Source organism: Thermoflavimicrobium dichotomicum, from assembly GCF_900114055.1.
GTDB lineage: Bacteria > Bacillota > Bacilli > Thermoactinomycetales > Thermoactinomycetaceae > Thermoflavimicrobium > Thermoflavimicrobium dichotomicum.
Map to the genome: position 1 here is coordinate 38,075 of NZ_FORR01000008.1, position 20,447 is coordinate 58,521.

18 protein-coding genes are annotated in these 20,447 nt (G+C 41.9%); all 18 read left to right on the forward strand.

The annotated features are described in order from the left end of the window. Nucleotides 1–128 precede the first annotated feature (128 nt). The 18 genes from tilS to BMZ78_RS09585 all read left to right on the forward strand — a co-directional run bounded on the left by tilS (nucleotide 129) and on the right by BMZ78_RS09585 (nucleotide 20,302). Complete coding sequence (gene tilS / locus BMZ78_RS09495; RefSeq protein WP_093229850.1) at nucleotides 129–1,535, forward strand: tRNA lysidine(34) synthetase TilS; 1,407 nt, start codon at nucleotides 129–131, stop codon at nucleotides 1,533–1,535. 55 nt (nucleotides 1,536–1,590) lie between these two features. Beyond that, a complete protein-coding gene (hpt, locus tag BMZ78_RS09500) occupies nucleotides 1,591–2,130 on the forward strand; it encodes a hypoxanthine phosphoribosyltransferase (RefSeq protein WP_093229852.1) in 540 nt (179 codons plus the stop codon). An 89-nt stretch (nucleotides 2,131–2,219) separates the two neighbouring features. Beyond that, nucleotides 2,220–4,232, forward strand: coding sequence for an ATP-dependent zinc metalloprotease FtsH (ftsH, locus tag BMZ78_RS09505; protein ID WP_093229853.1), 2,013 nt, complete (start codon nucleotides 2,220–2,222; stop codon nucleotides 4,230–4,232). Between the two features lie 141 nt (nucleotides 4,233–4,373). Continuing rightward, on the forward strand, nucleotides 4,374–5,165 hold the full coding sequence (locus BMZ78_RS09510) for a type III pantothenate kinase (protein ID WP_093229855.1): 792 nt from the start codon (nucleotides 4,374–4,376) through the stop codon (nucleotides 5,163–5,165). Nucleotides 5,166–5,193: 28 nt separating this feature from the next. Beyond that, entirely contained in the window at nucleotides 5,194–6,063 is an 870-nt protein-coding gene (hslO, locus tag BMZ78_RS09515; RefSeq protein WP_093229856.1) for an Hsp33 family molecular chaperone HslO, read from the forward strand. A gap of 76 nt (nucleotides 6,064–6,139) precedes the next feature. Beyond that, the gene (gene cysK, locus BMZ78_RS09520) at nucleotides 6,140–7,066 is read left to right on the forward strand and encodes a cysteine synthase A (RefSeq protein ID WP_093229858.1); all 927 of its coding nucleotides are present in this window, start codon (nucleotides 6,140–6,142) and stop codon (nucleotides 7,064–7,066) included. Between the two features lie 177 nt (nucleotides 7,067–7,243). Next, nucleotides 7,244–7,813 carry an anthranilate synthase component II gene (locus tag BMZ78_RS09525; protein ID WP_093229860.1) on the forward strand — a complete coding sequence of 190 codons (570 nt, stop codon included), beginning with the start codon at nucleotides 7,244–7,246 and terminating at the stop codon, nucleotides 7,811–7,813. Nucleotides 7,814–7,834: 21 nt separating this feature from the next. Further along, entirely contained in the window at nucleotides 7,835–8,731 is an 897-nt protein-coding gene (locus BMZ78_RS09530; protein WP_093229861.1) for an aminotransferase class IV, read from the forward strand. Next, nucleotides 8,718–9,569 (forward strand): dihydropteroate synthase, encoded by an 852-nt coding sequence (gene folP, locus BMZ78_RS09535; protein WP_093229863.1) that lies wholly within the window; start codon nucleotides 8,718–8,720, stop codon nucleotides 9,567–9,569. Before BMZ78_RS09530 ends, folP begins: the two co-directional genes overlap by 14 nt. After that, nucleotides 9,562–9,921, forward strand: coding sequence for a dihydroneopterin aldolase (gene folB / locus BMZ78_RS09540; protein WP_093229864.1), 360 nt, complete (start codon nucleotides 9,562–9,564; stop codon nucleotides 9,919–9,921). The genes folP and folB overlap by 8 nt, the downstream gene beginning before the upstream one ends. Further along, entirely contained in the window at nucleotides 9,918–10,433 is a 516-nt protein-coding gene (folK, locus tag BMZ78_RS09545; RefSeq protein WP_093229866.1) for a 2-amino-4-hydroxy-6-hydroxymethyldihydropteridine diphosphokinase, read from the forward strand. The genes folB and folK overlap by 4 nt, the downstream gene beginning before the upstream one ends. 174 nt (nucleotides 10,434–10,607) lie before the next feature. Further along, nucleotides 10,608–11,615: a tRNA dihydrouridine synthase DusB gene (gene dusB / locus BMZ78_RS09550; RefSeq protein WP_093229867.1), complete on the forward strand. Its 1,008-nt coding sequence runs from the start codon at nucleotides 10,608–10,610 to the stop codon at nucleotides 11,613–11,615. Nucleotides 11,616–11,646: 31 nt separating this feature from the next. Next, complete coding sequence (gene lysS, locus BMZ78_RS09555; protein WP_093229869.1) at nucleotides 11,647–13,140, forward strand: lysine--tRNA ligase; 1,494 nt, start codon at nucleotides 11,647–11,649, stop codon at nucleotides 13,138–13,140. Between the two features lie 139 nt (nucleotides 13,141–13,279). Continuing rightward, on the forward strand, nucleotides 13,280–15,091 hold the full coding sequence (locus BMZ78_RS09560; protein WP_093229871.1) for an HSP90 family protein: 1,812 nt from the start codon (nucleotides 13,280–13,282) through the stop codon (nucleotides 15,089–15,091). Nucleotides 15,092–15,120: 29 nt separating this feature from the next. Beyond that, nucleotides 15,121–16,230: a hypothetical protein gene (locus BMZ78_RS09565; protein WP_093229872.1), complete on the forward strand. Its 1,110-nt coding sequence runs from the start codon at nucleotides 15,121–15,123 to the stop codon at nucleotides 16,228–16,230. 430 nt (nucleotides 16,231–16,660) lie between these two features. After that, nucleotides 16,661–17,266, forward strand: a complete 606-nt coding sequence (locus BMZ78_RS09575) for a nucleotide exchange factor GrpE (RefSeq protein WP_093229875.1) — start codon at nucleotides 16,661–16,663, stop codon at nucleotides 17,264–17,266. 173 nt (nucleotides 17,267–17,439) lie between these two features. Beyond that, nucleotides 17,440–18,963, forward strand: coding sequence for an Hsp70 family protein (locus BMZ78_RS09580; RefSeq protein ID WP_093229877.1), 1,524 nt, complete (start codon nucleotides 17,440–17,442; stop codon nucleotides 18,961–18,963). Between the two features lie 31 nt (nucleotides 18,964–18,994). Beyond that, the gene (locus BMZ78_RS09585; RefSeq protein ID WP_093229878.1) at nucleotides 18,995–20,302 is read left to right on the forward strand and encodes a tetratricopeptide repeat protein; all 1,308 of its coding nucleotides are present in this window, start codon (nucleotides 18,995–18,997) and stop codon (nucleotides 20,300–20,302) included. Nucleotides 20,303–20,447 lie beyond the last annotated feature (145 nt).

A 20,447-nucleotide genomic window follows, 5' to 3' on the forward strand; every position in this document is an offset into this window, starting at 1 on the left:
CAATACAAAAAATTTCACAATTTGCCTTGCTAAATAAAAAGGAATAAGATAGGAAACAGAGAATTGAAATTAAGTCAGAATTAAATCCCGGAGAAATCCGGGTTTTTCATTATGAGGGGAAGGTTGCTTTGTTTTTAAAACGGTTGGAAGAGGAAATAAACAAATACCCATTACTTTTGCCTGGAGAAAAGGTATTGGTTGGTGTATCAGGTGGCCCTGATTCGATGGCGCTTCTCTCGGGGCTTCGTCAACTATCTTCTTCGTATCAGTGGCGTTTGTATGTGGTACATGTCAATCATCAGCTTCGTGGGCAAGATAGTGAGGAAGATGCTGCATATGTAAAGGCTTATTGCGAGAAATGGCAAATTCCGTGTGAAGTCAGACGAGTGGATGTACTAGCTTCGCTAAAATCGGGTGGCAACCGACAGGCTGCTGCCAGGGAACTTCGCTATCAAGCTTATTATGAGGTGGCAAAGCACTGGCAGATTGAAAAATTGGCCCTGGCCCATCATGCTGATGATCAGGTAGAAACGATTTTGATGAGGATGATTCGGGGAACAGGGGTTACTGGATTATCGGGAATGGAGCCGATTAGAAAATGGCGTGGTCTTTTCATTGTTCGACCGATGTTAAAGATGAGTCGGGCAGAAATTGAACGATACTGTGAACAGGAAAATTTGGAACCAAGGCAAGATCAAAGCAATTTTTCTTTGATTTATACTCGAAACCGAATTCGTCACCAGTTGATTCCAGTGTTGAAGCAGTTAAATCCAAAAGTAAAAGAGGCTATTTTGCACTTGGGAGAAATCGTGGCTGAGGAAGAAAAAGTTTGGATTGAGTTGGTTGAAGATGCTCTGAAAAGGGTAGTGTCGCAAAGAGAGGAAGGGCGAATTTGTGTAAATGTCCAACCGTTTCTTGAATTGCCAGTTGCTTTACAAAGAAGAGTGGTTAAACTAATATTAAGTTATCTTGTGAACGGTGGAACAAATGATGTTACACTCGATGCAGTTGAACGGATTCGGGCACTTGCACAACAACAACATCCGTCAGGCATGATCCACTTATTGAAAGCAGTTCATGTTTACCGTGAATATGAGAAGCTTTGGTTCACTTTCAATGATCAGAAAAAGGTAGAGGATTCTTTGCTTGATATATCGATTCCTTTATCCATTCCAGGTGTGACCCCTATTCCCGAATTTGAGGGAATGATGGAGGCCATTCTTACTAGTGAACCGTTGAACAAGTGGACGAGAAATACAGCGGTGTTTGATGCCGATGAATTACCAACGGATCATCCCATTCTTGTTCGGTCAAGAAAGCCTGGTGATCGGATGAGCTGTTTTGGAATGCAGGGAACAAAGAAACTGAAAAAAATTTTAATGGAAGCTAAAATTCCACGACACAAGCGACATCTTCAACCCGTTGTTATAACAGGAGACCAAATTTTGTGGGTTCCAGGTGTGCAACGTTCCAACATTGCACCTGTTTCATCCAAGACTACGCGATTTTTATATTTGATTTGGCATGTGGAATGATGGGATGTTTTGCATCCTATAATACTTACATAATGGTGGAATTAGGAGGATATGCATGCATCAAGATATGGAGGAAATTCTGATTTCAGAAGAGCAGATTCAAAAAAGGGTAAAAGAATTAGCTGCAGAATTAAAAAAAGACTATGCTGATTTAAATCCTCTATGTATTTGTATTTTAAAAGGAGCCGTTCCTTTTATGGCCGATTTGATCCGAGCGATGGATATTCCTCTTGAAATGGATTTTATGGCAGTTTCCAGTTATGGTGCCTCCACTCAATCATCTGGAGTTGTTCGGATTGTAAAGGATTTGGAAACATCCGTAGAAGGTAGACATGTTTTGGTTGTCGAAGACATAATTGATTCTGGCTTGACCCTCAGTCATTTGATTGAATTGTTAAAAGCAAGAAACGCAAAATCAGTGAAAGTGGTTACCCTTCTGGATAAACCGGAACGGCGTAAAATAAACTTGTCTCCGGATTATTCAGGATTTACGATTCCGAATAAGTTTATTGTGGGATATGGTATGGACTATGCTGAAAAATACCGCAATTTGCCTTATATCGGTGTATTGAAGGAAGAGCTGTATCGTTCATAGTTTTCCATACATTTGATCTTTGTTGACCTATTGAGTATGAATGTTTGCCTATGATACAATGAGAGAAGTGGATTGAGAGGAGGCCAGGAATGAAAAATAACTTCCTCAGGCATGGAATACTCTATGTCATTCTTATTTTAGTAACCATCGGCGTTATCAATATGATTGCAAACTCCGATACACAAACTCAACAATTGAGTTACGATCAATATAGAACGAAACTGATGCAAGGGGAGTTCGCAAAGGTTACCCTGCGCCCCGAAGGGCCGACTTATCATATTGAAGGGGAATATAAAAGAGTACAGAACAACAGAGTCAAAAGCTTCGTTTCACGAGCACCAATGAGTGATCGTGTAAATGCGGAACTGGAAAAAGCTTATGAAAATGGGAAAATAGACCGACTGGATGTGGAAAAACCCAAAGGAGATTCTGTTTGGCTTACTCTGTTTACCTCTGTCATTCCGTTTGTGATTGTTCTTCTCCTGTTTTTCTTCCTGCTAAATCAAGCGCAGGGCGGTGGCAGCCGAGTGATGAACTTTGGCAAAAGCAAGGCCAAGCTCTATAGTGAAGACAAAAAGCGGGTCACTTTTGATGATGTAGCAGGAGCTGATGAAGAAAAAGCGGAATTAGTGGAGATTGTCGAGTTCTTGCGAGATAATCGCCGGTTTGCAGCAATGGGAGCGAGAATTCCAAAAGGTGTTTTGTTAGTGGGACCACCTGGTACAGGAAAAACGCTGCTAGCTCGTGCTGTTGCTGGTGAGGCGAAGGTGCCATTCTTCTCGATCAGTGGATCCGACTTCGTAGAAATGTTCGTTGGGGTCGGGGCATCACGTGTGCGTGACTTGTTCGAGCAAGCGAAGAAAAATGCTCCATGTATCATTTTTATTGATGAGATCGATGCAGTAGGTCGTCAACGTGGGGCCGGTCTTGGTGGCGGACATGATGAACGCGAACAAACCTTGAACCAGCTGCTTGTAGAGATGGACGGATTTGATGCAAATGCTGGAATTATCATTATGGCAGCAACCAACCGTCCAGATATTCTGGATCCTGCACTGCTTCGTCCAGGACGCTTTGACCGCCAAATCCTGGTGAACCGTCCAGATGTAAAAGGGCGTGAAGCCGTACTCAAAGTACATGCTCGTAACAAGCCTTTGGCGGATGAAGTGAAGTTAAGTGTCGTGGCTCAAAGAACAACCGGTTTTTCTGGTGCTGACCTGGAAAACCTGTTAAACGAGGCAGCGTTATTGGCTGCACGCGCCAATAAGAAGCAAATCACCATGGAAGAGATTGATGAAGCAATTGATCGTGTTATCGCAGGTCCACAGAAGAAAAGCCGTGTCATTAGCGAGAAAGAACGTAAGATCATTGCCTACCATGAAGCAGGGCATACCATTGTAGGTTATTATTGTGAGAATGCAGATGTCGTGCATAAGGTAACCATTGTCCCTCGTGGGCAAGCAGGCGGTTATGCCATGATGTTGCCAAAAGAAGATCGATTCTTGGCAACGAAGAATGAGCTGCTTGACCGGGTTACTGGCCTGTTGGGTGGTCGAGTGGCCGAGGAGATCGTTTTTGGTGAAGTAAGTACAGGAGCAAGCAATGACTTTGAAAAAGCAACTGCTATTGTCCGGGCCATGATCACTGAATATGGCATGAGTGACAAACTGGCTACCATGCTTTATGGCCGTTCTTCTGGTCATGTATTTCTAGGCCGTGACTTGGGTCATGAGCAGAACTATAGTGACAAGATCGCTTATGAAATTGATATGGAAATGCAAGATATGATTCGCAAATGTTATAATCGTGCGAAAGAGATCTTGCTGAAACATCGTGAGAAATTGGATCTGTTGGCACAAACACTGCTGGTGCGTGAGACCTTGGATGAAGAACAGATCAAGCAATTGCTCGAAACCGGGAAACTTGCGGATGATGACGGGGTGAAGGTAAATATTCAAGGCAAAGAGGAGGCAAAAGAGGAAACTTCCTCTGAAGAAAAATCTTCTTTGTCTGATGACAAATATCCGCGAAGAGATTATCCTTCTCCAAGACCATATCCGCCGACAACAAGTCATATTGAAGATCAAAAAGATAAGGTTTAAATGAGAACGAGGGGCTTCATCCCCTCGTTTTGTTTATTGTGGATTGGATGCATGATCAAGATTTAGATATTATTGCTTGTAACTCCAAACCTCCATTGATATGATGAATTTGATTTTATTGGCAAAGCAGGTGTCTGTTTTATGCTATTAGTGATGGATGTAGGGAACACTACTACAGTCTTTGGGGTTTATAAGAAGGATCAACTTCTTCATCATTGGCGTGTGCAATCAGACCAAAAGGCGACTGAAGATGAATATGCAATGATATTAAAAAATCTCATGTCTCATGCAGGAATCGATTTTAGGCAGATAACAGGTGTCATAATTGCTTCAGTGGTGCCGCCTTTAACTTATGTACTAAGGACGCTCGTGGAGAAATATCTTCATATGAAACCGATTATTTTGGGGCCTGGAGTAAAAACAGGACTCAATATTAAATACGATAGTCCACGAGAAGTGGGAGCGGATCGAATTGCTAATGCTGTTGCTGCTTTAGAACTATATGGTCCGCCTCTGATTATCGTTGACTTCGGTACTGCCATCACTTTTTGTTTTGTGGATGAGCAAGGTCATTATAAAGGTGGTGCGATTGTACCTGGGGTAAAAATTTCAGCAGAAGCGTTATATCATCAAGCAGCAAAATTAACGCATGTAGAGATTGTAAAGCCAGAATCTGTAGTCGGACGGAGTACAGTTCAAGCTGTTCAAGCAGGCATTTTTTACGGGTATGTAGGTGTGGTTGATGGAATTGTGTCAAGGATGAAAGCATTGTTATCCCAATCACCCAAAGTTGTTGCAACAGGTGGAATGGCTGACCTTATTTGTAGTAGTACGGAAATGATTGATGTAGTGCATCCTTTTTTAACGTTAGAAGGGTTGCGGCTGATTTATGAGAGGAATCAGCCAAATCTTTCCGGGAAAAAAGGAGAATGAAAGAACGAGTGTTTGAAGGAGTGAAATCATGAAAGACTACACTGTACGAGCGATTTCAGAAGATGGTTTGGTAAGAGGGTTTGCAGCTTATACCAAAGATCTGGTTCAAGAATTGCAAAAAAGACATCAGACAACTCCGCTTGCCAGTGCTGCGCTAGGACGAACCGCTACCATGGGCGCCATTATGGGATGTATGCTAAAAGGAGAAAAAGATCGAGTGACGATTCAAGTCATTGGCGATGGACCGCTTGGAGCGATTCGGGTTGATGCGAATAGTCAAGGGGATGTAAGGGGGATGATTGACCATCCTGATGTCATGCTGCCCCTGAATGCATCTGGAAAATTGGATGTAGCCCAGGGGGTAGGGCAAGGAAATATTTATATTTTAAAAGATTTAGGCTTAAGAGAGCCGTATCGTGGAAGTTCGCCGATTATTTCAGGAGAATTAGGAGATGATTTTACTTATTATTTTACAGCTTCAGAACAAGTTCCTTCATCTGTTGGTTTAGGTGTCCTGGTACACAATGAGCAGATTATCGCCGCTGGTGGTTATTTGCTTCAAGTGATGCCTGGGGCCAGTGAAGAGACGATCAGTCAATTGGAAAAAAATATTGCCAAGCTAGAGTCGGTTACTGGATTGTTTGTGGATGGAGTAACTCCAGAAGAACTATTACAGAGGCTCATGGGTGAAGGAACTGAAATTCTGGAACAAAAACCTGTTCAATTCCGTTGCCACTGTTCCAAAGAGAAAACAGAGGAAATGCTGATCAGTTTGGGGAGAGAGGAACTGCTCTCGCTGATTGAAGAGCAGGGACAAGCAGAAGTTATTTGTCATTTTTGTAATGAGAAATATTTATTTACCCGTACAGAATTGGAGCAGATATTAGCAAAACTCTAATTGACAGACGATTCCGTTCACTGTTAATATAAACTTGATAAAAACAGTATATTTACTCGGAATAGGAGGATATAAAGTGGCACGTGTAGCAAATAATATTTTGGAACTGGTAGGAGATACACCTTTAGTCAAGCTGAATCGGATCGTTGGAAAAGCAGATGCAGATATATATGTAAAGCTGGAGTATTATAATCCAGGAGGTAGTGTAAAAGACCGTATTGCGCTTAGCATGATTGAAGAAGCAGAAAAGCGCGGTGAATTGAAACCGGGAGATACGATTTTGGAACCAACGAGTGGTAATACAGGAATTGGTTTGGCGATGGTTGCTGCTGTTAAAGGATACAAAGCGATTTTGGTCATGCCAGATACGATGAGTTTAGAGCGGCGCAATTTGCTAAGAGCATATGGTGCTGAATTGGTATTGACTCCAGGCGCTGAAGGTATGGGTGGAGCGATTCGCAAGGCTGAAGAAATCAAGAAGGAAAATCCGCATTATTTTGTTCCACAACAATTTAATAACCCGGATAATGTAAAAGCACATCTGGAAGGAACTGCTCTAGAATTGGTTGAGCAGGTAAATGGCCAGATCGATGCTTTTGTAGCAGGAGTAGGTACAGGCGGAACCATTACAGGTGTAGGACGCGTATTAAAAGAAAAATTTCCGAATGTACACGTTGTAGCTGTTGAACCTGCTGCTTCTCCAGTTCTATCTGGTGGTGAAAAAGGACCTCATAAAATTCAAGGAATCGGTGCTGGTTTTGTTCCAGAGATTTTAGATACATCCATCTATGATGAGATTATTCCAGTAACCAATGAAGAGGCGTTTGAGTGGGCAAGAAAAATGGCTAGAGAAGAAGGGATTCTGGCAGGAATTTCTTCAGGGGCAGCTGTGGCTGCAGCAGCGAAGGTAGCTCGTCGTTTGGGCGAAGGAAAGAAAGTAGTGGCCGTTGTACCAAGTAATGGAGAACGTTATTTAACCACTGCATTATATCAGTTTGAATAATCTGAGTCTGTCATTTATAACACCGGGGTTGCTTTTCTGTTTCGCTTAACTGGAAAAGCAGCCCCTCTGTTTGTTTTTATTTCTATAAACTGCTGATTTTCCCGATTCTGCAGTTTTTTCTTTTTTGCATCAATATGTTACAATAATACAATCAATTTTGATGGGGGCGTGAAGGCCGTGATTCTAATGATTGATAATTATGATTCTTTTACGTATAATCTGGTACAATATTTGGGTGAATTGGGCGAAGAACTTCAAGTGGTACGAAATGATCAGACCACTTTGGAGGAAATCCAGGCGAAGCAACCAAAGATGATTGTGTTATCCCCAGGACCTGGTAATCCGGATACTGCAGGGATTTGTTTGGATATTGTCAGGCATTTGGCTGGAAAGATCCCGATTTTAGGTGTTTGTCTAGGACATCAAACCATTGCACAAGCTTTTGGTGGCAAGGTAGTACGAGCGGATCAATTGATGCACGGAAAAACATCTCAAATTATCCATGATGGGAAAACTATTTTCGAAGGCTTGCCTTCTCCTTTTACAGCGACTCGATATCATTCTTTGTTAGTTGAATATGAGACTTTGCCGGATGTGTTTGAAATCAGTGCGAAATCGGAAACGGGTGAAATCATGGCGATCCGTCATCGGTCATTCCCGGTTGAAGGCGTACAGTTTCATCCGGAATCGATTTTAAGTGAATATGGCAAAGAGATCTTGAAAAATTTTCTAACTGCTTATTGTTGAAGATATAAGGGGAAGTGTCTGATGGCAATCATGATGCTAAATGGCAAACCCATTTCAGAAGAAGAAGCAACCATCTCTGTTTTAGACCATGGCTTACTGTATGGAGTGGGAGCATTTGAGACGTTTCGTATTTATCAAGGTCATCTTTTTTTAATAGAAGATCATTTGACAAGGTTGGAGAAGTTTTTACAGCGGATGATGATTACTCTTCCCTATACTCGCAGGGAGTGGGAGGAACAGATTCACGAGTTACTTCAGCTAAATGGGATGACAGAAGGGATTGTACGTTTAAGTGTTACAGGCGGGATTGAGGGGCTGGGTTTAACAGCCTCTTCTTACAAGCGTCCTTCTACGATGATTTTTGTTCGGCCTCTTCCGTTTGAACCAAAGCAACTTTTTGAAACAGGCAAGAAATTGCAAGTCGTGTCTGTACCCAGGCATGCAGGTGGTGGTTTGGCCCCCTATAAATCGAACAATTATTTAAACCTGATCCTGGCTCGACAAGAAGTTTCAGATTTTCCGCATACGGAAGGCTTAATGATTACAGAGAATGGCTATTTGGCAGAAGGGATTGTTAGCAATCTTTTTTTTGTTCGAAGGGAAAAAATATGCACCCCTGGTTTGGATCTTGGCATTTTACCAGGCATAACCCGCCAGTGGATTCTTCACTTGGCAAAAAGTTTGGGGTATAAGATAGAGGAAGGACATTATACTTTGGCTGATCTGGATCAAGCTGATGAAATATTTGTGACCAACTCGGTGCAGGAAATTGTTCCCATCTATACTTGGAACGGTCAGCGTAAACAGCCAAGACAGTCCATTGTTCAACAATTGTATCAGGAGTATCAGAAATATACAACGAAGCTGCGGAGTATAAACGAATGCCTGGAGGGTAGCATGAACGATGAACAAAAGTGAAATACGTGCTGGAAAATATACATTGTCTCTAGGAAATCGTACTTGGGTTATGGGTATCTTGAATGTAACCCCTGATTCGTTTTCGGATGGTGGAAAGTATAATTCATTAGAACGAGCCTTGGCCCATGCTCTTAAATTGGCTGAAGATGGAGCAGATATTTTGGATATCGGAGGAGAGTCGACTCGTCCGGGGCATCAGCCAGTCAGTCTGGAAGAAGAGCTGGAGCGAGTCATCCCGGTCATTGAACGGATTTCCCAAGAGATTGATTTGCCCATTTCCATTGATACGTATAAAGCGGAAGTGGCGAGACAAGCCATACAGGCTGGTGCCCATATCATTAATGATGTGTGGGGAGCAAAAAAAGACCCAGATATGGCGAAAGTAGCTGCAGAGTTCGATGTTCCCATTATCTTGATGCATAATCAGACAGAGGCGAAATACCAGTCCTTGATGGGAGATATCAAGGCAGATTTGTTGGAGTCCGTAGAAATTGTGAAGCGAGCAGGAGTAAAAGAGGAGAAAATCATTTTGGATCCTGGGATTGGTTTTGGAAAGACGTATGAGCAGAATTTACTGGTTATGCGCCATCTAGAGCAAATTGTCGCTTTAGGCTATCCTGTTTTACTCGGCACTTCGCGCAAATCGATGATTGGAAATACCCTTCGTCTCCCGCCAGAAGAGCGCGTGGAAGGAACAGCAGCGACGGTGGCGCTAGGCATTGCAAAAGGGTGTCATATCATGCGAGTGCATGATGTCAAGGAAATGGTTCGTGTATGTCGGATGATGGATGCCATGCTATATGGTCCGGAATCGCAAGGGGGACAGACCCATGGATAAAATTTTTTTTAACAAAATGGCTTTTTATGGTTATCATGGAGTTTATGAGGAAGAAAATCGTTTAGGTCAACGCTTTTATGTGGATTTGGAAATGAGATTGGATTTAAAACCAGCTGCTCAAACCGATCATTTAAATCTGACGGTTGATTATGGACAGGTGTATGAAATGGTCAAACATGAAGTGGAGAATAGCCGTGTGCAGTTAATTGAAACTTTGGCTGAAAACATCGCACAAAAGCTATTGGCGAACTTTCCGATTAAAGAAATTCTTGTACGTGTGACAAAACCAGACCCGCCGATTCCAGGCTATTATGATTCGGTTGGTGTCGAGATCATAAGGAGTCAAGGATGATTACGGCTTATTTGGGGCTAGGGACAAATTTGGGAGATCGGGTAGCGAGCTTGGAACAAGCGATTGGCATGCTCAAACAAACACCAGGCATTTCTGTTCAGCGCATTTCGTCTGTGTATGAAACAAGCCCGGTTGGTTATCTGGAACAACCCCCTTTTTATAATCTGGCAATGGAGATATTGACCACTTTACCTCCTCGTGATTTATTAGGTAGGATATTGGAAGTGGAACGTAAGCTACATCGTGTACGAACGGTTCGTTGGGGACCAAGAACAATTGATATTGATATCCTGCTTTATGGAGATCAAATCGTGAATGAAGAGGGGTTGCAAATTCCACATCCTCGGATGACTGAGCGTGCTTTTGTATTGGTGCCGCTTTATGAGATTGCAGGAAATATCTTGATTCCAGGCAAGCAACAAACTGTAAAATATTGGTTGGCTCAATTACCCAAGGATCAAGAAATTCAGCAAACAGAGATCCGGTTGGGGTTAGAGCGTTATCCTGTATAAAGCCTCTGAAAGATTTCGTAAGGTTACATTTGTTGACAAATGCATGGGTTCTTTTTCCGATGGAGCGATTTTGTTCACAGGAACGCTATGAAAAAGGAACCCTCGTGTCAGAGCGGGTTTTTTTGTAACGATTAATCAAGTGAAATCACTTTGTAAAGGAAAGGAGGAATTTTGATGCTTAAAATTGGTGATATTCAATTAAAAAACCAGGTTGTATTAGCTCCGATGGCTGGAGTATGTAATCCCGCTTTTCGTTTAATTGCGAAGGAATTTGGAGCAGGATTGGTTTGTGCAGAAATGGTGAGTGATAAAGCCATTTTACATGGAAACAAACGGACAAAAGAAATGCTTTATGTTGATGAGCGGGAAAAACCGCTTAGCCTCCAGATTTTTGGCGGTGATAAAGAGAGTCTGGTGGAAGCGGCAAAAATCGTTGATGAACAAACGAATGCAGATATTATCGATATTAATATGGGGTGCCCGGTTCCAAAAGTAACGAAATGCGATGCAGGTGCTCGCTGGCTCCTCAATCCAAAAAAGATTGAAGAAATGGTGTCTGCAGTGGTCAAAGCCGTTAAAAAACCGGTGACAGTGAAAATGCGAATCGGATGGGATGAAGATCATATTTATGCCGTAGAAAATGCTCAAGCTGTTGAACGTGCAGGGGCAAAAGCGGTTACTGTTCATGGTCGTACTCGCGTCCAGATGTATCGTGGAACAGCCAATTGGGATATGATCCGGCAGGTCAAAGAGGCTGTCAAAATTCCTGTGATCGGAAATGGAGATGTATTTACACCCGAAGATGCCCGTCGGATGCTAGATATCACAGGTTGTGATGGGGTAATGATTGGACGCGGGGCTTTGGGTAACCCATGGATGCTCTATCGTACCGTTCATTATCTCGAAACGGGTGAGCTTTTGCCTGAGCCGACCCCCATGGAAAAGATGCGTATTGCAATTGTTCACATGGATCGTTTGGTTGCCTTGCGTGGAGAAAGAGTAGCGGTTCGGGAAATGCGCAAGCATGCGGCTTGGTATTTGAAAGGGTTACGTGGTGCTGCGCGTATCAAGGATTTGGTCAATTTACAAGAAACACGTGACGGAATGGCTGAACTTCTGCTAAACTTTGCTAGAGAGTTAGAGGAACAAAGAGAAATAAAAGAGCCAGCTGCGGCAGTTTGATGTGCCGCAAGCGCCAAGAGGTGAGTAAGAGATGACACATGAAGAACAAAACGAGCTAATCAAAGTGCGTCATGAAAAACTGCAAACACTGAGGGAACGTGGCATTGATCCGTTTGGCCAGAAATATGTACGCACACATACAGGGAAAGAACTGGAAAATCTGTATGGTGATCTAACCAAAGAGGAACTTGAAGAAAAACAAATATCTGTATCCATTGCAGGTCGTTTAATGGCGAAGCGGAAGCAGGGAAAAGCCTCTTTTGCTCATTTGCAGGATGTGAGTGGGCGGATTCAAATTTATGTTCGTTTGGATCGGATTGGTGAGGAACAGTACCAAACATTTATGACAGCAGATATTGGAGACTTCATTGGCGTTCAAGGAATTGTGTTTAAAACAAACCGTGGAGAACTGAGTGTCAAAGCCAATGAAGTCACTTTCCTGAGCAAATCACTGCGTCCTCTACCTGAAAAATATCATGGTCTCAAAGATGTAGAACTTCGTTATCGTAAACGGTATCTAGACTTGATCATGAATCCTGAAGTAAAGGAAACATTTATCACCCGTAGTCGCATCATCCGCAGCATTCGCAGTTATTTGGATGATTTGGGATATCTTGAGGTAGAAACGCCAACGATGCATGTGATCGCTGGTGGGGCGGCAGCGCGGCCATTCATCACCCATCATAATGCGCTTGATATGGATTTATATATGCGCATTGCTTTGGAACTGTATTTAAAACGACTGATTATCGGTGGAATCGAAAAGGTTTATGAAATCGGTCGCTGCTACCGAAATGAAGGAGTTTCTACACGTCATAACCCCGAATTTACCATGTTAGAGCTGTATGAAGCTTATGCTGATTTCCATGATATTATGGATTTGACAGAGAATTTAATAATCCATGTATGTAAAGAAATCCATGGTACAACGAAAATCACTTACCAAGGGCAGGAAGTGGATTTATCGCCAGGCTGGGCACGTAAATCTATGGTAGAACTCATTAAAGAGCATGTGGGTGTTGATTTTACACAACCATTGACCGATGAGGAAGCACACCAGCTAGCGAAAGAACATGGCGTAGAAGTCACAGAAAACATGACATTTGGCCATATTGTGAACGAGTTTTTTGAGCAAAAAGTAGAACACCTGCTCATTCAACCTACTTTTGTATACGGTCATCCACTGGCTATTTCGCCACTTGCCAAAAAGAATGAGAAAGATCCACGTTTTACGGATCGTTTTGAGTTGTTTATTGTGGGCAGAGAGCATGCCAATGCTTTTACAGAGTTAAATGATCCCATTGATCAACGGGAACGTTTTGAAGCACAAATTGCGGAAAAAGCAAAAGGAAATGATGAGGCTCATCCAATGGATGAAGATTTCCTTGAAGCCATGGAGTATGGAATGCCTCCAACGGGCGGTTTGGGAATCGGAATTGACCGGTTGGTTATGTTGCTGACAGATAGCCCATCGATTCGTGATGTACTGTTATTCCCGCATATGCGTGAACATCATGAAGGATAAAATGAACCAGAGGTGCATTTCTCAGCTAGTGAGAATGCATCTCTTTTTTTTTATGAAGAAAATAGAGAGTTCTTAGAGAAAAATAAATAAATTTCTAGTATACTATGATTTGTAGTTTTTTGATAAAAGGGTGAGGAAATTGGAACATCATTTTCAGGTACATCTAAAAGGGATTATCGACTTACTTAGCCATCATTTGTATAGTGGGCCTCACGTATTTGTCAGGGAATTGTTGCAGAATGGAGTAGATGCGATTTCGGCTCGTCAAAAGTTGGATCCAAAGTATCAAGGGAAAGTTGAAATTGAATTGGTTCAACCCGAACAAGGCTTTCCTACCATTATCTTTCAGGATAACGGAATTGGTTTAACAGAAGAGGAAGTTCATCGTTTTTTGGCGACAATCGGTCAAAGTTCCAAACGGGCAGAACTGGCTGAGCAACGTACGGATTTCATTGGACAGTTTGGGATTGGGTTGCTTTCCTGTTTTATGGTAGCAGATGAGATTGTGGTTGTGACTCAGTCAGCAAAGGCCGGGCATCCACCCATCGAGTGGAGAGGGAGACAGGATGGAACTTATGAAATCAAAAAGATTGATCAGGTGAAGATTGAGCCAGGTACCCGTGTTTATTTGCGGGCTCGCCCAGACCGCCTGGAATATTTTACTCCCGAGAAGATCATAGAGTTGGTAAGGTATTTTGGTGAGTTGCTTCCTGTTCCTATTTACTTCCATACTGATGATCGCTCGATTCAAGTCAATGACCGTCGTCCGCCTTGGGAGAGAACCTATTTAACCAAAGAAGATGAAAAAAGTGCTTATTTAGCATTTGGCAGGGAAATGTTTAACCTGGAAGTACGTCATTATATTCCTCTTTATTCAGAGGTGGGGGGAGTGGTTGGTGCCGCGTATGTTTTGCCTCATTCTGCGACACTCCATACTCGCTCTCGTCACCGGGTATATCTAAAGGGAATGCTTCTTTCGGAAAAGATTGAAGGATTATTGCCAGAGTGGGCGGTATTCCTTCGGTGCGTAGTAGATGCCCAATCTTTAAGGCCGGTTGCTTCTCGAGAAGGATTTTATGAAGATGAAAATCTAGAGGCAGTACGTCATTATTTTGGGGAGACGATTCGTCACCATTTGCTGGATTTGGCAACGACCCAGCCTGAAATGCTGAATTATATCATTTCGTTACACCATGCTGCGATGCGGGAGTTAGCGGCAGAGGATGATGAGTGTTTGCGTGTGTTTGGAGAATGGTTGCCATTTCAGACAACGCTGGGAACGATGACATTAAAGCAATATCGACAAAAATATGATGTCATCCGATACGTTTCCAGTGTAGATGCTTTCAGACAGATTGCTCAGGTTGCTGCAGCAGAGGATTTGTGTGTCATTAATGCAGGATACTATCGGGATGCTGAAGTCATTCGAAAATTGAAAGAAATGGAGCCAGGCTTGAAAATAGAACATCTTGATGCCACAACCATTGCACAACATTTTGAAGAGTTGGCATTGGCCGAGCGGGACCAGGCATTTGATTTGTTGCGTACAGCTGAAATTGTCTTGCAACCTTTTCGTTGTGGAGTGGATATCAAAAAGTTCCAACCTGTCAGTTTACCCGTTCTTTATATCAACAATGATGAAGAACAATTTCTGCGTCAGGCAGAACAAAGCAAAGAAGTTGCCAGCTCCCTGTGGGGAGACATTTTGGATGCAGTTACAGCGGGAAAAGAAGAAGTGAGTTATGCCAGTCTCTGTTTTAACTACAATAATCCGCTGGTTCAGCGTCTGATGACAATCCAGGATCGCCAACTGATTCGTCGTTCTGTGGAAATGTTATATGTCCAAGCCTTGCTCATGGGACATCATCCCCTTTCCAATCGTGAAATGACTTTATTGAATCAGGGATTACTTGGGTTGATTAATATTGCTTTGGAACGGGAAAAAGGGTAAGCGGAAGGACGTAAGGAGGATTATGATTCATGAATTATGTAGAAGAAGTGGAACAGTTAATTGCAAGTGTGAAGGATGAAACGGGTTCAAAGCGATCTGAAGCGATTAAGAAAGCGATCCGTATAGCGGATACCCATCAGGATGTTCGGTTGGGTTTAAAGGCAAGAATAGAAGGGATTTTTGATGGCCTGAACGTTGATGAAATGATGGTCGCATTTAGTTGGGTATGGTCGCAGCTTGATCAACATCCAGAGTTGGAAGAAGAAGTAGATATATGGAAGTTGCTGTTTAGATATAAAAGTGCTCCTCATTATGCGTGTAAATACCCAACATTGACGCGTGAGAAGATTTACCGGATCATGGATGATGTGATTAAACGGTTTCGAAAGTATGGCTATGGTGAGAAGCCTTTGTATCGTCAAAGATGTCGTATTGCCATGTCTATGAAGGATAAGGAAATGGCTCGTGATTATTACCAATTGTGGAAAACCTCGACAGAGGACGGAAACCTGGAAGACTGCAGAGCCTGTGTAACAAGATTTGAAGCCCACTACCATTTATGGTTGGGAGAGCTCGACCAGGCACTCGAATTGGCAAAACCGATCTTCCAGAAGGAATTACAATGTCGGGGAATTGATGAGAGTTTTTACTCTCCATTTCTACTTCCCCTGTTACAAGCAGGCAGACTGGAAGAAGCAAAACGGTTACATCAAAAAGGATTTAAAAAAGTCTTTGATGAGGAATGGGTAGCGGATGGAGGCTACCATTTGCAGTTCCTGGTTTTGACGGATCAAATGAATCGTGCGACCCGTTTGTTTAAAAAATTGATTGGTACGGCGTTTAAAGCTCCGCGTGAACCATGGGAGGAATGGTATTTTTTCCTTGGCGGCCGACTTTATTTAAAGAAGTTGTTGCAGTTAGGCAGAAAAAAGATCAAAATAGATACAACTACACCTTTACCTGTTCGTGGGGATGCAAGAAACTTTTATCGGATTGATGAACTGGCGGAATGTTTTTATCATGAGCTGAAAATGTTTGCTGATCAAATGGATGCAAGAAACAGGAATGACTGGTACAATAAAAAAATAGAAGAAAATGAATCTTTACTGGAAAAGATATCTCTTGTTCGCGGAAAATGATAAAATAATAATGGGACTCTATATAAAAAACTACGTTATAGCATTATTTTTCTACTTAATGCAGATAAGAAATATCATGAATATGCGAATAAATCATTTTTGGAGAGATCTCACTGCTTCTTTGTTTTTGCTTGTCATGGACTGTGCCTACATTGATTTTGCCCTTAAAATTCCTTGATTGAACAGCGGTGTTTGCTTGTCTATTGAATCGAAACAGACTATAATGAGCGTGTAACCATGTGAATTTGTGTACTTGTGTACGATCTTACGACAAATTCGTATATAAGGCAGAATTTAACGAACAAAAGGGAATAAAAGTACTGAGTTTCGATAGACAATCTCTAATATTGAAGTAATTTTTACAAATACTTCTACTATACTAGGATTATATCCATAAGATATGTAAACTAGTAAACAGGGAGGAACAACCATGGATCCCAACAAAGAGAGAAAAGAGACAACCGGTCACCTTGTTCCACATGAGTCTCGGCGGATGAGATTTCGCATGGCGAGAGATGATATGAGACAGGATCGACAACAACAGCAGGTTCTCTCTTTTTTATCTAGTTTGCAAGCGAATTTTAGCTCACTAGTGCGTCTGATTGAATCCCGACTCAAATATGATAAAACAAAAGAGGCTGCTTTTGAACGTCTTTACCAAGAAATGGATGAATTAAAACAGGATCAGGAGCTTAATCAACTACGTCCACTTTATATTGATTTGATTTTGCTCATAGACCGCATGAATAATATATATAAAGAAAAAGTCAGTTCTGGATCAGCCTCACCTGAGATTACTAGTCTGCTAGAATCGCTTAGCCATGAGTTGATTGAGATTTTGTATCGAAGAGGAGTCGAATTGATTGTCTGTCCATCCCCTAGATTTGATCCAAAAATTCAGCAAGTCATTCGAGTAATTCCGACCTCCAATCCCCAAGAAGACAATCTAGTGGTTGAAGTGGTTCGTCATGGTTTCAAATATAAAGATGTCCTTCTACGCCCAGAAGAAGTAGTCATTAAAAAATATAAGCCTTAAGATTGAAAACATCCCAATGAGTTGATCGTTGGGAGTTGTTTTCATTTTGTGACTTTAGTAGGCTTTTTTAGAGAGAATGTCAAGTATTCCTATATAAGAAAATTAGTTGGATTACAATAATTTGCATCCTTTTTATCCCTTCGTTTTATTTTGCAAAAGGAGTGAAAGAAGAAATGGGCAAAGTCGTAGGCATCGATCTAGGGACAACCTTTTCTGCTTTAGCGGTGGTCAATCAGTATGGCAAGCCAGAAATTTTGATTAACCGTGATGGTGAGAGAATTACCCCTTCGGTTGTTCTGTTTGATAGTGCAGGGCCAATTGTCGGAAGCATTGCTAAGCGGTCTGCAGTAGCGAACCCATTTAATGTTGTGCAATTTGTTAAAAGACAAATGGGAGATAAAAACTGGAAATTCCGCACGGAGCAGAATGAAGTTTACACACCAGAAGAGATTTCTGCCATGATTTTAAGAAGGTTAAAAGAAGATGCCGAAACACTTCTGGGTGAGGAAATTACAGATGCCGTGATTACAGTTCCTGCTTATTTTGATGATGCACAGCGAAAAGCCACACAGGATGCTGGTCGGATTGCCGGTTTAAATGTGTTAAGAATCATTAACGAACCAACTGCAGCTGCATTGGCATATGGATTGGATAAGTTACATATGAAACAAACCATCCTCGTTTATGATTTGGGTGGAGGAACCTTCGATGTGACCATTATGCGCCTTAGCCCAGATGGATTGCGTGTACTCGCAACGGGTGGAGCGAAAAACCTGGGTGGATTTGACTGGGATAACTGCATTATGAATTATTTGAATGACGAATTTAAGAAAATGGGCGGGATTGATTTGTTAGATGATCCCGTTTTGGAACAGGATTTGCGAGATAAAGCGGAGATCGCCAAGAAAAACCTGTCCAGGCTCGAAAGTACCCAAGTTTTCTTGTCTGCTCAGGGAGTAAATGCCCGTATTACATTGACAAGAAAGAAATTTGAAGAGATTACGGCGCATTTATTAAGACAGACACAGACCATCATGCAGTTTGTATTAGAAGATGCTGAATTGGAATGGAAAGATATTGATCGGGTGCTTTTGGTCGGAGGATCAACCAGAATGAAGGCTGTTCCGGAGATGATCGAGCGCGTTACAGGGATTCGTCCATCACTGGATGTCAATCCGGATGAAGTCGTAGCGATGGGAGCTGCCATTCAAGGAATGATCTTATATAAGAAACTGGGTAAACATGATTTGGAAGATAGTGCAGACTTCCCAATGATTAATGTACAAGATGTTAACTCGCACAGCTTGGGGGTTGTCGCAGTAGATGATCAAAATAATGAAGTAAACTCCATCGTTTTACGGAAAGATACAGTCATTCCGGCACGTGCCAAAGGATACTTCAAGACGACGGTGGATCAGCAAACCCAGTTACACATTCAGGTAACCGAAGGAGAAGATACCGATCTCGATTATGTAAAAATTGTTGGGGAGGCCATGATTAATTTGCCTCCATATCCGAAAGGTGCTCCGCCTGAAGTCATCTTTGAATATGACAGTGATGGAATTATTCATGTCTCTGTGTATGACCTGACAGCAAATCGACTGTTGGGTGAGTTGGATATCGATCGTAAATCAAATCTCACTGAAGAGGAAGTACGGCAGAAACAACAACGTGTTGGTAAATTGGCGATTGGTTAAGATCATCTAGAGGAGAAGGAAAGTCATCATTATGCAGAACTACTATGAGCTGTTAAACATTTCTCCATCTGCTACAACTGAAGAGATTCGGCAGGTGCTGGTAAGAGAATTGCGCAAATGGACACAGCGTACCAATTCGCCGCATTTTGAAAAAAGGCAGGAAGCAGAGAGGATGGTACGCAAACTAGAAGAAATTGAGGCCATTCTTCTAAACGAGGAAAGACGTCGGGCATATGATGAACAGCTGAAAAGTGCAAGTGCCAATATATCTCATTCATCTTTGGATGTTTCGGCAGAGTATTCTTCTGCAAATATCCAACAGGAGATTGCACAAGGTTGGAAGCTTTTGAAGCAAGGAAAAAGTATAGATGCTCTTTTGCTAGTGAGAAAGTTGGTTGAACAAGCACCAAACCATGATGAAACATGGGCACTCTTGGCGCATGCCCGTTTTCAAAATGGAGAAAAGGAAGAAGCCATTCAAGCAATGGTTCGTGCTTGTGAACTCAATCCTCAAAGTGAGTATTTTATTTTTTTGGGGGATATCTACCGAAGTTTTCAACGTTTGGATCAGGCAGAAAAATGTTATCAACAGGCAGCTCAATTAAACTTACAGGACTTTTCCGCTCTATATAAATTAGGGACATTATATCTGGAACTGAAACAATATCAAAAAGCCATCGAATATTTAGAGCGGTGTCAACAAAGAAATCCTCATAGTCCTGAAGTAAACCGTGAGTTAGCCAGAGCTTACTTTGAAATGGCTACATCAGACTGGGTCGAGATCCCTAGTGGAAATCCTTACTTACCACAAGGGTTATACCCGGTCAACCAAAATTTAAACCTGACAAAAACAGAAGTTTATCTGCAGCGAGCCAGTCAACTTTCTTTTATGGATTATGAACTTCGAGGAAAGTTGGAATCGGCTAAGAGAAATCTAGCCCATATCAAAGGACGGAAATTTACTGGAAGCTGGGTTTGGGCGATTGCCAGTGTGGTTATGTTTTGGGGAATTATTTGGATGAATTACTTTACAGCTAATCTCGATTATACAAAACAGTGGGATAATGTAATTGCCATGTTTGGCTATCCGATTCTTTATATCATTTCTGCTTATAGCCCACGTCTGCGTATTTTTAAAGAGGCAGCCAAAAGGAGAAGTCCCCGCACTGATTTTGCTTATTTATTTGATTGGTTAAAAGAACGGACAGGCGATTGGGCTTATTTACTGACTTTGGTGATCATGGCTTTGTGTTTTCCAGTCATCAATTTTATTTTGCCTGTGGTGATTGTTTATAACTTTTATCAAAACTATATTCGGTCATGGTCAGAAAAAGCATAATAGGCGAATGGCGGTCTATTATGCTTTTTACTTTTTGTTATTGCTAAAAAAGCAGCAAATTGGTAAAATAATTCCAACAAGTACCATAAATTGACTATTTCCGATAATTGCATCTCTTTTTTGCCAGGACCCTATTGATTCTTGA